This is a genomic window from Streptomyces sp. NPDC042201, from assembly GCF_055582185.1.
This window is the reverse complement of sequence record NZ_JBVJDS010000001.1, coordinates 229,802-242,901: the sequence shown is the minus strand read 5'-3', so window position 1 is coordinate 242,901 and position 13,100 is coordinate 229,802. Positions and strand designations below refer to the sequence as shown.

At 70.9% G+C, this 13,100-nt stretch carries 9 protein-coding genes; 6 read left to right on the top strand and 3 right to left on the bottom strand.

Going from position 1 to position 13,100, the window contains the following annotated elements; translation table 11 throughout:
• The first annotated feature begins 47 nt into the window (after positions 1 to 47).
• Positions 48 to 3,614 carry a thiol reductant ABC exporter subunit CydD gene (gene cydD, locus ACZ6MZ_RS01010; protein ID WP_469349020.1) on the top strand — a complete coding sequence of 1,189 codons (3,567 nt, stop codon included), beginning with the start codon at positions 48 to 50 and terminating at the stop codon, positions 3,612 to 3,614.
• 10 nt (positions 3,615 to 3,624) lie between these two features.
• On the top strand, positions 3,625 to 5,331 hold the full coding sequence (locus tag ACZ6MZ_RS01005; RefSeq protein WP_389675084.1) for a GAF domain-containing sensor histidine kinase: 1,707 nt from the start codon (positions 3,625 to 3,627) through the stop codon (positions 5,329 to 5,331).
• Between the two features lie 36 nt (positions 5,332 to 5,367).
• Here ACZ6MZ_RS01005 and ACZ6MZ_RS01000 read toward each other — a convergent pair whose 3' ends face one another.
• Entirely contained in the window at positions 5,368 to 6,213 is an 846-nt protein-coding gene (locus ACZ6MZ_RS01000) for an HAD-IIB family hydrolase (protein WP_384178143.1), read from the bottom strand.
• Positions 6,214 to 6,395: 182 nt separating this feature from the next.
• On the opposite strand from ACZ6MZ_RS01000, the gene ACZ6MZ_RS00995 reads away from it, so the two are divergent.
• Positions 6,396 to 7,295, top strand: a complete 900-nt coding sequence (locus tag ACZ6MZ_RS00995; RefSeq protein ID WP_469349018.1) for an LLM class flavin-dependent oxidoreductase — start codon at positions 6,396 to 6,398, stop codon at positions 7,293 to 7,295.
• 58 nt (positions 7,296 to 7,353) lie between these two features.
• On the opposite strand, the gene ACZ6MZ_RS00990 is transcribed toward ACZ6MZ_RS00995, so the two are convergent.
• On the bottom strand, positions 7,354 to 7,908 hold the full coding sequence (locus ACZ6MZ_RS00990; RefSeq protein ID WP_469349016.1) for an RNA 2'-phosphotransferase: 555 nt from the start codon (positions 7,906 to 7,908) through the stop codon (positions 7,354 to 7,356).
• Between the two features lie 249 nt (positions 7,909 to 8,157).
• Positions 8,158 to 9,957, bottom strand: coding sequence for an SDR family oxidoreductase (locus ACZ6MZ_RS00985; protein ID WP_469349014.1), 1,800 nt, complete (start codon positions 9,955 to 9,957; stop codon positions 8,158 to 8,160).
• A 281-nt stretch (positions 9,958 to 10,238) separates the two neighbouring features.
• Between ACZ6MZ_RS00985 and ACZ6MZ_RS00980 the strand changes: the two genes are divergently transcribed.
• From ACZ6MZ_RS00980 to ACZ6MZ_RS00970, 3 genes are read left to right on the top strand one after another with little or no spacing between them, the layout of a single operon-like run.
• A complete protein-coding gene (locus ACZ6MZ_RS00980) occupies positions 10,239 to 11,285 on the top strand; it encodes an ABC transporter ATP-binding protein (protein ID WP_384178605.1) in 1,047 nt (348 codons plus the stop codon).
• Positions 11,275 to 12,168, top strand: a complete 894-nt coding sequence (locus tag ACZ6MZ_RS00975) for an ABC transporter permease (protein ID WP_384178130.1) — start codon at positions 11,275 to 11,277, stop codon at positions 12,166 to 12,168. The genes ACZ6MZ_RS00980 and ACZ6MZ_RS00975 overlap by 11 nt, the downstream gene beginning before the upstream one ends.
• Positions 12,165 to 13,076, top strand: coding sequence for an ABC transporter ATP-binding protein (locus tag ACZ6MZ_RS00970; protein ID WP_384178127.1), 912 nt, complete (start codon positions 12,165 to 12,167; stop codon positions 13,074 to 13,076). Before ACZ6MZ_RS00975 ends, ACZ6MZ_RS00970 begins: the two co-directional genes overlap by 4 nt.
• The last annotated feature ends 24 nt before the right edge of the window (positions 13,077 to 13,100 follow it).

Here is a 13,100-nt window from a genome sequence, read left to right as displayed (position 1 = left end):
AGCGGTACGCGCCCCACGGGGCGCAGCACAAGGAATGGGTGTTTCACGTGAAACCGATCGACCCGCGTCTGCTCCGGTACGCCCGCGCCACCCGCTTCTTCCTGATGGCCGTGGTGGTCCTCGGGCTGGCGGGCGCGGGGTTGGTCGTCGCTCAGGCGATGCTGATCGCCGACGTGGTGGTGGGTGCGTTCCAGCGCGGGTCCGACGGCTCCGAGCTGAGCACTCCCCTGCTTCTGCTGGGTGCGGTCGCCCTCGGGCGCGCACTGGTCTCCTGGCTGACCGAGCTGGCGGCCCACCGGGCGAGCGCGGCGGTCAAGTCCGAACTGCGCGGGCGGCTGCTGGCGCGGGCGGCCGAACTGGGTCCTGGATGGCTGAGCGGCCAGCGCACCGGTTCGCTGGTCGCGCTCGCCACTCGCGGCGTCGATGCCCTCGACGACTACTTCGCGCGCTATCTGCCGCAGCTGGGGCTCGCGGTGGTGGTGCCGGTGGCGGTCCTGGCGCGGATCGTCACCGAGGACTGGGTCTCGGCCGCTGTCATCGTGGTGACCCTGCCGTTGATCCCGCTGTTCATGGTCCTCATCGGCTGGGCCACGCAGGCCAGGATGGACCGTCAGTGGCGGCTGCTGTCCCGCCTGTCGGGTCACTTCCTGGATGTGGTCGCCGGACTGCCGACGCTCAAGGTCTTCGGCCGGGCCAAGGCGCAGGCCGAGTCGATCCGCGAGATCACCTCGGAGTACCGCCAGGCCACGCTGCGCACGCTGCGGATCGCCTTCCTGTCGTCCTTCGCCCTGGAACTGCTCTCGACGCTCTCGGTGGCGCTGGTCGCGGTCGGCATCGGGATGCGGCTCGTCCATGGGGACCTCGATCTGTACACCGGACTGGTGGTGCTGGTCCTCGCGCCCGAGGCCTATCTGCCGATCCGGCAGGTGGGGGCGCAGTATCACGCGGCTGCCGAGGGGCTTTCTGCCGCGGAGGAGATCTTCACGGTCCTGGAGACCGAGCCTGCGGCGGGCGGCAAGGGGAAGGTGCCCGGCGCGCTGAGGCTGGAGCTGGACGGTGTGACGGTCCGCCATGAGGGCCGTACGGAGCCGTCGCTGAACGCGGCCACGCTGACGGTCGAACCGGGGGAGACGGTCGCTCTGGTCGGCCCCAGCGGCGTCGGGAAATCCACCCTGCTCAATGTGCTGCTCGGATTTGCCGTGCCCGACGAGGGCCGGGTGCGGGTGGACGGCCGGGATCTGTCGACCCTTGACCTGGACCGCTGGCGGGAACGGATCGCGTGGGTTCCGCAGCAGCCGTATCTCTTCGCGGGGACGATCGCGGAGAACGTACGCCTGGCCCGCCCGGACGCGGACGACGCAGCGGTAGGGGAGGCGCTGCGGGAGGCGGGGGCGTACGACTTCGTGGCGGCGCTCCCCCAGGGCGTCGACACCATGCTCGGCGAGGACGGGTCGGGACTCTCGGCCGGCCAGCGCCAACGGCTCGCGCTGGCCCGGGCTTTCCTCGCCGACCGGCCGCTGTTGCTGCTGGACGAGCCCACGGCGGCGCTCGACGGCGAGACGGAGGCTGGGATCGTCGACGCCGTACGACGGCTGGCGACGGGCCGTACGGTGCTGCTGGTCGTCCACCGGCCGGCGCTGCTCGCGGTGGCGGACCGGGTGATCGCACTGGCGGAGCGGCGGGAGCAGCCGGAGCGGCCAGGGTTCGCGGGGGAGCCTGGCCTCGGTGACGACTTGGCAGTGCCTCGGCGCATCGAGTCCCAGCGCATCGGGCCTCAGCGCGCAGGGCCTCGGCGCACCGGCCCGGACGGGGTGGCACTCGACCGGCCCGCGTCGCCCCGCGAACCCCTCGCACGGATGAGGGCCGTCGCCGGGACGCTGCGAGGGCGGTTCGTCTTGGCGCTCGTGCTCGGGAGCTGCGCCCTCGGCTCCGCCGTCGGGCTCATGGCGGTGTCCGGATGGCTCATCTCACGCGCCTCCGAGCAGCCGCCCGTTCTCTATCTGATGGTCGCGGTGACGGCGACCCGCGCCTTCGGTATCGGCCGGGCCGTCTTCCGGTACGCCGAGCGGATCGTGTCGCACGACGCGGTGCTCAGGATGCTCGCCGACCTCAGGGTCGACGTATACCGGCGGCTGGAGCGCATCGCGCCCGCCGGGCTGCGCGAGACGAGGCGCGGAGACCTGCTGTCCCGGCTGGTCGCCGATGTGGACGAACTTCAGGACTACTGGCTCCGGTGGCTGCTGCCGGTCGGTACCGCCCTGCTGGTCGGCTTGGGCGCCGCCGGATTCACCGCGTGGCTGCTGCCGGAGGCGGGTGCCGTACTGGCCGCCGGGCTGCTGGTCGCCGGGGTGGGCGTACCGCTGGTGAGCGGTGCGTGCGCCCGCCGTACGGAGCGGCAGCTGGCCCCGGCACGCGGACTGCTGGCGACCCGGATCGCCGATCTGCTCAGGGGCACTGCGGAACTGACCGTCGCGGGAGCGCTCAAGAGCCGGATGCGCCAGGTGCGCGAGGCCGACGAGACGCTGACGGCCATCGCCTCGCGCGGCGCGAGTGCCACCGCGCTCGGCGCCGGCCTCTCCGCCCTGGCCTGCGGTCTGACCGTGGCAGCCGCCGCAGTCGTCGGCGTACAGGCCCTGCGTGACGGACGGCTGGAGGGTGTCGAACTGGCCGTGGTCGTCCTCACCCCGCTCGCCGCGTTCGAAGCGGTCACCGGCCTGCCGCTCGCCGTGCGGTACCGGCAGCGGGCCAGGCGCGGCGCGGAGCGGGTGTGTGAGGTGCTGGACGCCCCCGTCCCCGTACAGGAGCCGGAGCAGCCGGCCGCCGCGCCCCTCTCGCCGTTCCCGCTGGAGATACGGGGGGTGTCCGCGCGGTACGCGGGGCAGCGGCGGGACGCGCTCAGTGGCTTCGATCTGACGCTGACCGCCGGGAAACGGGTCGCCGTCGTCGGACCCTCGGGATCGGGCAAGACCACGCTCGCCCAGGTGCTGCTGCGCTTCCTGGACGCGCGCGAGGGCAGTTGCCACCTCGGCGGGACCGACGCGGCCGCCCTCGACGGGGACACCGTCCGGCGTTTCGTCGGGCTGTGTGCCCAGGACGCGCATCTCTTCGACAGCTCCGTACGGGAGAACCTCAGGCTCGCCCGTACGGACGCGACCGAGGACCAACTGCGCGACGCCCTGCGCCGGGCCCGGCTGCTCGACTGGGTCGACGCACTGCCGGCCGGCCTGGACACCCTCGTCGGGGAACACGGCGCCCAGCTCTCCGGCGGTCAGCGGCAACGCCTCGCGCTGGCCCGTGCGCTCCTCGCCGATTTCCCCGTGCTGGTCCTGGACGAGCCCGCCGAGCATCTGGACCTGGCGACGGCGGACGCGCTGACAGCCGACCTGCTGGAGGCGACCGAGGGAAGGACGACGCTGCTCATCACCCACCGCTTGCGGGGGCTCGACACGGTGGACGAGCTGATCGTGCTGGAAGAGGGCCGTTCCGTACAGCGCGGACCCTATGACGAGCTGGCCGCTGTCGAAGGGCCACTGCGGCGGATGCTGGAGCGTGAGCGTGCCGGCGATCTGCTCGACGCCGGAAGCCGACTTTCCCCGCTCAATAGGACTTACTAGTCTCAAGAATATGAAAGCGCCCGAACCCACGGATCCGCTCGAAGCCGCAGCCCGCGCGGCCCGCAGCCTTCAGGGCCTGTCCGCCGAAACCACGGCGCAGGTGCCACAACTGCTGGAGGCGATGAGTTCCGTCGGCGCGGGCCTGGAGCCGCACGCCACACTCAGGCGGATCTGCGAGACGGCGGCCCAACTCGCCGGCGCCCGCTATGCCGCGATCGGTGTCGTCAACGAGGCGGGCGAGGGCCTCTCCGACTTTGTGACGTACGGAGTCGGCGAGGACGTGGAACGGCGCATCGGGCACCGGCCCGACGGACGCAGCGGGCTGCTCGGCGCGCTGATCCGGCATCCGGGCACGCTCCGGCTCACCGATCTGACCACCGATCCGCGCGCCGCCGGATTTCCTCCGGGCCATCCGCCGATGCGGACGTTCCTCGGCCTCCCCATCCGTGTGAAGGGCGAGGTCTTCGGCAACCTCTATCTGTCCGAGAAGTCCGACGGGGACGCATTCAACGAATACGACCTGCACATGGTGCGGGTGCTCGCCACCGAGGCCGGGATCGTCATCGGCAACGCGCGGCTGTACGAGGCGGCCCGGCAGCGCGAGCGGTGGATCGACGGCTCGGTCGCCGTCACCACCGCCCTGCTCTCCGGCGCCGACGCGGGCGACGCCCTGTCGGTCGTCGCCGAACACGCCCGCAGACTGGCGGATTCGTCCGTCGGCGTGGTGCTGCTGAGGACGGGCGACGGCGGTCTGGAGGTGGTGGCCGTCTCCGCCGACCACCCGATCATCAAGCGGGGCGTGGTCGTCCCGGCCGAGAGTCCCGTCGCCGCGACCCTGCTGGCCGGCGAAACCGTCTTCGTGGAAGACTCCGCCACCGACCCGCGCCTGATCACCAAGCTGGGCACCGGCTTCGGCCCGTGCATGCTGCTGCCGCTGCGCACGGACGGCCGCGTGCTCGGCGCACTCGCCACACCTCGCGAGCAGGGCGCACCCTGCTTCGGCGAGATGGAACGCACGCTGGCCGCCCAGTTCGCCTCGCAGGCGGCGCTGGCGCTGATGATGGCCGAGGCGCAGCGCGACCGGGAGCGGCTGGCCGTCCTGGAGGACCGTGACCGGATCGCCCGCGACCTCCATGACCTGGTCATCCAGCGGCTGTTCACCACCGGGATGATGCTGGAGAGCGCCCAGCGCGGAACGGTCGCGCCCGACGTGCATCAGGGCATCGCCAAGGCGGTCGACGAACTGGATGTGACGATCCAGGAGATCCGTACCGCCATCTTCGCGCTGCAGCAGGGACCGGCCGAGGCGCCGGCCGGGGTGCGCACCCGTGTCCTGCGGGAGATCAACATGGCGGCCGTGCCCCTGGGCTTCAAGCCCTCCCACCGGTTCGTCGGCGCGGTCGACTCCGGCGTCGGGGAACTCACCGGGAAGAACCTGATCGCCGCCCTCCGCGAAGCCCTCTCCAACGTCTTCCGGCACGCGCACGCCACCCGTGTCGAAGTGGTCGTCGATGCCACCCTCCGGCTGTCCGACGGCAGGGGCGCGGTCCGGCTGTCGGTCGCCGACGACGGGGTGGGGATTCCGAGCGGCGGACGGCGCAGCGGGCTGCGCAACCTCCGGCGGCGCGCCGAGTCGTTGGGCGGATCGAGCACGTGCGAGCCGGGACTCGGGGAGGGCGAGGGCGGTACGACGGTGGTCTGGGAGGCCCCGCTGTGATCCGGGGGACCGCGGCCAGGAGAACCGTGGCCGCTCCTACAGCCGAGCCAGGATCTCTTCGATGACGACCGCGACGCCGTCCTCGTTGTTGGTGGCCGTACGTCCGGAGGCGGCGGCCAGCACGTCCGGATGGGCGTTGCCCATCGCGTACGACGTCCCGGCCCAGGTCAGCATCTCCAGATCGTTCGGCATGTCACCGAAGGCGACGACCTCGTCGGATGAGATGCCGCGCTCGGCGCAGCAGAGCGCGAGCGTGCTCGCCTTGCTCACACCCAGGCCGCTGACCTCCAGGAGCGCGGTCGGGCTCGAGCGGGTGATGGTGGCGAGGTCGCCCACCGCCGTACGGGCCAGCGTGAGGAAGCCGTCGGGGGTCAGATCGGGGTGGTGGGCGAGCAGCTTCACCACGGGGGCGGCGGGGCCCTGGTCCGCCGTACCGAGCAGCTTCTCGGCGGTGGCGACGGTCGCGCCCGGATCCTCGTGGAAGGGCGGGTACGTCGGCTCGTAGTGGATGCCGGTGGTCAGCTCGACCGCGTAGGTCGTTCCCGGAGCGGCGTCGCGCAGTGCTTGTACGACAGTCAGCGCGGTCTCGCGGTCCAGCGCACGGACCTCCACCAGCTCTCCGCCCGCGTGCAGATCGACGACCGCGGCGCCGTTGGCACAGATCGCCAGTCCGTGGCCGTGCACATGCTCACTGACGACATCCATCCAGCGGGACGGGCGTCCGGTGACGAAGAAGACCTCGATACCGGCCTTCTCGGCGGCGGCGAGCGCGGCGATCGTACGGTCGGAGACGGACTTGTCGTCGTGCAGCAGGGTGCCGTCCAGGTCGGTGGCGATCAGCCGGGGCCGGGCGGGGAGCGGGGAATCGCTGGGCGAGGTCACGGCCCCATTCTCACGTACAGGGGTGCACGGGCGTGCGGAGGGGCGCACATCTGAGAAGGCGCGCGCCGCCGAGTGGCCGTGGCGGGCGACGACGCCCCCGCCGCACCGACGATGCGCGGAGCGGCGTCAGGGCGACCGTCGGGCGGGGATGCGTCCATGGCTGCTCCCGTAGGGTCGGGGTCATGCGTCTGAGTACCGTGATCCTTCCCGTCCGTCGCTGGCTCGACGGTGGCCGCGACGAGTGGCGGCGAGCCGAGCGGCTCGGTTTCCACACCGCCTACACCTACGACCACCTTTCGTGGCGTACCTTCCGCGACGGTCCGTGGTTCGGGGCGGTACCGACCCTCACGGCAGCCGCGGCGGTCACCGAGCGCCTGCGCCTGGGGACGCTCGTCACATCGCCGAACTTCCGGCATCCGGTGACTCTCGCCAAGGACCTGATCTCGCTGGACGATGTCTCGGGCGGCCGGATCACCCTGGGCATAGGCGCGGGCGGCACGGGCTTCGACGCCACGGCGCTCGGCCAGGAGGCGTGGACGCCGAGGGAGCGGGCGGACCGGTTCGCCGAGTTCGTGCCGCTGCTCGACCGGCTGCTGACCGAGGACTCCGTGACGTACGACGGGACCTTCTACTCCGCCGTCGAGGCCCGCGGCATCCCGGGGTGTGTGCAGCGGCCCCGGCTGCCCTTCGCGGTCGCGGCCACCGGCCCGCGCGGACTGAAGCTCGCTGCCCGGCACGGCCAGGCATGGGTGACGACGGGCGATCCGAAGATCTTCGAGACGGGTACGCCGGAGCAGTCCCGCGACGCCATCCGCGGACAGATCGAACGGCTCGGCAAGGCCTGTGCCGAGATCGGCCGGGATGTGTCCGGTGTGGAGAAGATCCTGCTCACCGGCTTCACCCCGGACCGCAGCGGTCCGATGGAGTCCCTCGACGCGTTCGTGGACTTCGCGGGCAGGCACTTCGCGCTGGGTATCACCGAGATCGCGGTCCACGCCCCCATCCCGGACTCGGACTTCGCCGCGGATCAGCGGGTCTTCGAGCAGATCGCCACGGAAGCGCTCGCACAGCTCCGTCCGTAGGACGGCCCGCCGCGGTCAGCCGGGGGAACGGCCGCGGCCAGCCGGCGAGCGGCCGCGGTCAGCCGGGGAAACGCAGGAACTCCGGCGGTACGGAGCCGGTGAGCCAGACGCCATTGGCGCTGACATGGAAGACCAGCCCGCCGCGGTGCATCGCTCCCGCGTCCACCGACAGCACGACGGGCCGGCCGCGGCGGGCGCCGACCCGGGTCGCGGTCTCGCGGTCGGGCGAGAGATGCACATGGTGGCGGAGCATGGGGCGCAGCCCCTGGGCGCGGATCGCGTCCAGGTTCCCGGCGACGGTGCCGTGGTAGAGGTACGCGGGCGGTTCGGCGGGGGCCAGCCCCAGGTCGACCTCGACGGTGTGGCCCTGGTTGGCGCGGATCCGGTCGCCCTGGACCGTGAAGCGCCGCTTGTCGTTGACGGCGACGACATGGTCGAGTTCGGCACGGCTGATGCGGAAGCCGTGCTCGGCGGCAGCACGGATCAGCTCGTCCACCGCCACCCAGCCGTTCGCGTCGAGAGCGATACCGATCCGTTCGGGCTGGTGGCGCAGATGCTTCGAGAGGTACTTCGACACCTTCACGGTGCGTCGTTCGTCGGGTGATCCGGTCATCCGAACAGGGTGCCCGGCTGTCCTGGCGCAGCGCTACTCATTTCGAAGCAATGGTGATTCAGAGGTTTGATCCACAGCCAAGTCGTGTTATCCACAGGGGATTTGGCAATCCTGTGGACAACGAACCTACCATTTGGGCTATTTGGCCCATATGGTTGCCTTGTCTGTGTGTTGGGGCACCAGTCCGTCCAAGGCCCTTGCGCGCAGCCCTCGTTCGTCGGCCGCAGTGATGCGGAATCCTCGCCGGGCTCACAGCGGTGGCTCCACCCGTGCAATCGCGCGCAGTGCCCTGGGCGCGATCCGGGACAGGAGCCGCGCACCGCGGGCCTCCGGAGTGACCGGCACGACCGCCTGATTGCGCACGACGGCGCGCAGCACGGCGGCGGCGACCTTCTCGGGCGGGTAGTTGCGCAGCCCGTACAGCCGAGCGGTCTTCTTCCTGCGCCGCTCCTCCTCCTCGGCGGAGACGCCCGTGAAGCGCGCCGTGGACGTGATGTTGGTGTTGACGAAGCCGGGGCAGATCGCGGAAACCCCGATGCCCCGCCCGGCCAGTTCGGCCCGCAGGCATTCGCTGAGCATCAGCACCGCCGCCTTGGAGGTGCTGTACGCGGGCAGCGCCTTGGAGGGCTGATAGGCCGCGGCCGAGGCGATATTGACGATATGGCCGCCCTGGCCACGCTCCGCCATCTGCTTGCCGAAGAGCCTGCAGCCGTGGATGACGCCCCACAGATTGACGTCCAGGACCTTCTTCCAGTCCTCCGTGGTGGTGTCGAGAAACGCTCCGGACACCCCGATCCCGGCGTTGTTGACCAGCACATCGACGATGCCGTACTCCGTGGCGACCCGCCCGGCGAGCTTCTCCATCGCCCGTTCGTCGCCGACGTCGGCCGGCTCGCCCCACGCGTCCGGTGCGCCGATCAGCCGGGCCAGCTCCGCGGTCCTGGCCGCCCCTTCCTCGTCCCGGTCGACCGCCACGATCCGTGCGCCCGCCTCGGCGAACGCGAGGGCGGTGGCCCGGCCGATGCCACTGGCCGCGCCGGTGACCAGGACGAGCTGTCCGCCGAAGCGCTCCGCGTACGGGCCGCTCGGCGCCGAACTCATGCCCGGATGTTTGCCGCCCTCCTGGGCGTCGACGAAGTCCCTGATCCAGGAGGCCAGCTGGTCGGGACGGGTACGTGGCACCCAGTGCTTGGCGGGCAGTGAGCGCCGTACCAACCGCGGAGCCCAGTGCTCCAGATCGTCGTAGAGCCGCTCCGACAGGAAGGCGTCGTCCGTCGGAGTGATCAGCTGCACGGGTACGTGCGCATAGGCGTCGGTGCGCGGCCTGCGCAGCCGGGCCCGGAGATTGTCCCGGTAGAGCCAGGCGCCGTGCGCCGCGTCCTGTGGCAGGGAGGACGTCGGGTACGCCCCGACGGGGAGCTTCTCGACCCGCCGGAGGATCTTGGGCCACTGCTTGCCGAGGGGGCCTCGCCAGGCCAGCTCCGGCAGCACGGGCGTGTGCAGCAGATAGATGTACCAGGACTTGGCGCCCTGCCCGAGAAGCTGTCCGACCCGGCGCGGGGTGGGCCGCGCCGCCCGCCGCTTGATCCAGTGCCCCAGGTGGTCCAGGGACGGTCCCGACATCGAGGTGAACGAGGCGATGCGGCCCTCGGTCCGCGCCACGGTCACGAACTCCCAGCACTGCACGGAACCCCAGTCGTGGCCGACCAGATGGACCGGCCGGTCCGGGCTCACCGCGTCGGCGACCGCCAGGAAGTCGTCCGTCAGCTTCTCCAGCGTGAAGCCCCCGCGCAGCGGGACCGGCGCCGTCGACCTGCCGTGTCCCCGCACGTCGTACAGCACCACATGGAAGCGCTCGGCGAGCCGCCCCGCGACCTCCGACCAGACCTCCTTGCTGTCCGGATAGCCGTGCACGAGCAGCACCGTCGGCCGCGCCGTGTCGCCCAGCTCGGCGACGCACAGCTCGATTCCGCCCGTACGCACCCAGCGCTCCCGGGCGCCCTCCAGCCCGGTGCTCGTACCGCTGCTTTCGCTTCCACTCGTACTCATACGGCCTCCGCCCGGCGTCACATGTGCGGTACGTGTCAGTAACGTGACACCGATGAATGTGACAATGTCCGGCGGTCTGCGTCAAGGGCCGGTCCATACCTGTGGATAACCGGACGACGGGGCCCGTGTCGGGCGCCCGGGGGGAGGCCGGCGGTCCCCCATGAAGGCGTCCAGCCGAGTCCGTGGCCCCCTACGGGTCCGTACATCTGGAGGGGGACACGGATACAGCCGCCTGGTCTGACGCCCACTGTGGCCCGCGCCACTACCGTCGTACCGTGACTGTGATCGCGACCGAAAGCCTGAGCAAGCGGTTCCCCCGGGTGACCGCGCTTGACCGGCTCTCCTTGGACATCGGACCCGGTGTGACCGGGCTGGTGGGCGCCAACGGAGCCGGCAAGTCCACCATGATCAAGATCCTGCTGGGTCTGTCCCCCGCCACGGAAGGCCGGGCCGCGGTGCTCGGGCTCGACGTCGCCACCAGTGGCGGCGCCATCCGTGAGCGCGTCGGGTACATGCCCGAGCACGACTGCCTGCCGCCGGACGTCTCGGCCACCGAGTTCGTCGTCCATATGGCGCGCATGTCCGGACTCCCGCCGACCGCGGCCCGCGAGCGTACCGCCGACACTCTGCGCCATGTCGGCCTCTACGAAGAGCGGTACCGCCCCATCGGCGGCTACTCGACCGGCATGAAGCAGCGCGTCAAACTCGCGCAGGCGCTGGTCCACGACCCTCAACTCGTCCTCCTCGACGAGCCGACCAACGGACTCGACCCGGTCGGCCGCGACGAGATGCTCGGGCTGATCCGCCGCGTCTACACGGACTTCGGCATCTCCGTCCTGGTCACCTCGCACCTCCTGGGTGAACTCGAACGCACCTGCGACCATGTCGTCGTCATCGACGGCGGGAAGCTGCTGCGGTCCAGCTCCACCAGCGACTTCACCCAGACCACCACGACCCTCGCGGTCGAGGTCACCGACTCCGACAAGCACCCCGACGGCACACACGCCCTGCGCGAGGCCCTCACGGCGGCCGGTGTCACGCTCCACGCCGGCATGGAGGAAGGGCTCCCGGGCGCGGGCCACATCCTCCTGATCGAGGCCACCGGCGAGGAGACGTACGACGTCGTCCGCGACACCGTCGCCGGGCTCGGCCTGGGGCTCGTACGGATGGAACAGCGCCGCCACCACATCGCGGAGGTCTTCCGCCCGACGGCGGCCGAAGAGGCCGGAGCGGCCGAAGGCGCCGCTCAAGCAGCGAGCGGGTCAGCCACCGGCGCCGACCGGGCCACGTACGCACTGCAGAAGGGAGGCGCGCGCGATGAGCACTGAGACCGGGACCGAGACCACTCGGATCCACAACATCGGGTACCGCAACTACGAAGGACCGCGGCTCGGCCGTGCCTACGCCCGCCGCTCCCTCTACTCGCAGTCCCTGCGCGGCGCGTACGGACTCGGCCGCTCGGCCAAGTCCAAGGTCCTGCCGATGATCCTCTTCGCGGTGATGTGCCTGCCCGCGGCCATCATCGTCGCGGTCGCCGTCGCGACCAATCTCAAGGACCTGCCGCTCGACTACACGCGCTACGCGATCGTCACCCAGGCCGTCATCGGTCTCTATCTCGCCGCACAGGCCCCGCAGTCGGTCTCCCGCGATCTGCGCTTCAAGTCCGTGCCGCTCTACTTCTCCCGCCCGATCGAGCGCATCGACTACGTCCTCGCGAAGTACGGCGCGATGGCCTCGGCCCTCTTCGTACTGACCGCGGCGCCGCTCGTCATCCTCTACGTCGGCTCGCTGCTCGCCAAGATGGACTTCGCCGACCAGACCAAGGGATTCGGCCAGGGGCTGGTGTCGGTGGCGCTGCTCTCCATCCTCTTCGGCGGGATCGGCCTCGTCATGGCCGCGCTCACGCCGCGCCGCGGCTTCGGCGTCGCCGCCGTGATCGCCACACTGACCATCTCGTACGGCGCTGTCTCCACGGTCCAGGCCATCGCCTGGCAGACGGGTTCGACCGGCGCCGTCAAGTGGCTCGGCCTCTTCTCGCCGGTCACGATCATCGACGGTGTGCAGACCGCCTTCCTGGGAGCCACCTCCGCCTTCCCCGGCGAGGCGGGCCCCTCGGCCGGCGTGGGCGTGGCCTATCTGCTGGTCCTCCTCGCGCTCGTCTTCGGCTCGTACGCCGTCCTCATGCGCCGTTACCGGAAGGTCGGGCTGTGACCACCATCGACATCGAACACACCTCGCGCTGGTTCGGCAACGTCGTGGCCGTCAACGACGTCACCATGACGATCGGCCCGGGTGTCACCGGACTGCTCGGCCCCAATGGCGCGGGCAAGTCCACCCTCATCAACATGATGGCCGGCTTCCTGGCTCCCTCCACCGGCACCGTCACCCTCGACGGACAGCAGATCTGGCGCAACGAATCGGTGTACCGGCAGATCGGCATCGTGCCGGAGCGGGAGTCGATGTACGACTTCCTCACCGGTCTCGACTTCGTCGTCGCCAACGCCGAACTGCACGGCCTGGGCGCCAAGGCGGCCCGCGCGGCGCTCGCCACGGTCGAGATGGAGTACGCGCAGGACCGCAAGATCGCGACGTACAGCAAGGGCATGCGGCAGCGGGTGAAGATGGCGTCCGCGCTGGTCCACGACCCGTCGGTACTGCTTCTCGACGAGCCCTTCAACGGTATGGACCCGCGCCAGCGTATGCAGCTGATGGATCTGCTGCGGCGTATGGGCGCCACAGGCCGCACCGTTCTGTTCTCCTCCCATATCTTGGAGGAAGTCGAGCAACTCGCCTCCCACATCGAGGTGATCGTGGCCGGGCGGCATGCCGCCTCCGGGGACTTCCGCAAGATCCGCCGGCTCATGACCGACCGGCCGCACCGCTACCTCGTACGGTCCAGCGACGACCGCGCGCTCGCCGCCGCGCTGATCGCCGACCCGTCGACGGCGGGCATCGAGGTGGACCTCGCCGAGGGCGCACTGCGCATCCAGGCGGTCGACTTCGGCCGCTTCACCGAACTGCTGCCGCGGGTCGCCCGCGAGCACTCCATCCGGCTGCTCACGGTCTCGCCCTCGGACGAGTCCCTCGAGTCGGTCTTCTCCTATCTCGTAGCGGCCTGAGCGGCCTGAAAGGAGCTGTGACGT

Bases quoted from the DNA above. Each gene is read 5' to 3' on its own strand.
- ACZ6MZ_RS01005 (WP_389675084.1), top strand. From the start codon at position 3,625: ATGAAAGCGCCCGAACCCACGGATCCGCTCGAAGCCGCAGCCCGCGCG.
- ACZ6MZ_RS00990 (WP_469349016.1), bottom strand. From the start codon at position 7,908: ATGACCGGATCACCCGACGAACGACGCACCGTGAAGGTGTCGAAGTAC.
- ACZ6MZ_RS00995 (WP_469349018.1), top strand. From the start codon at position 6,396: ATGCGTCTGAGTACCGTGATCCTTCCCGTCCGTCGCTGGCTCGACGGT.
- ACZ6MZ_RS00975 (WP_384178130.1), top strand. From the start codon at position 11,275: ATGAGCACTGAGACCGGGACCGAGACCACTCGGATCCACAACATCGGG.
- ACZ6MZ_RS00985 (WP_469349014.1), bottom strand. From the start codon at position 9,957: ATGAGTACGAGTGGAAGCGAAAGCAGCGGTACGAGCACCGGGCTGGAG.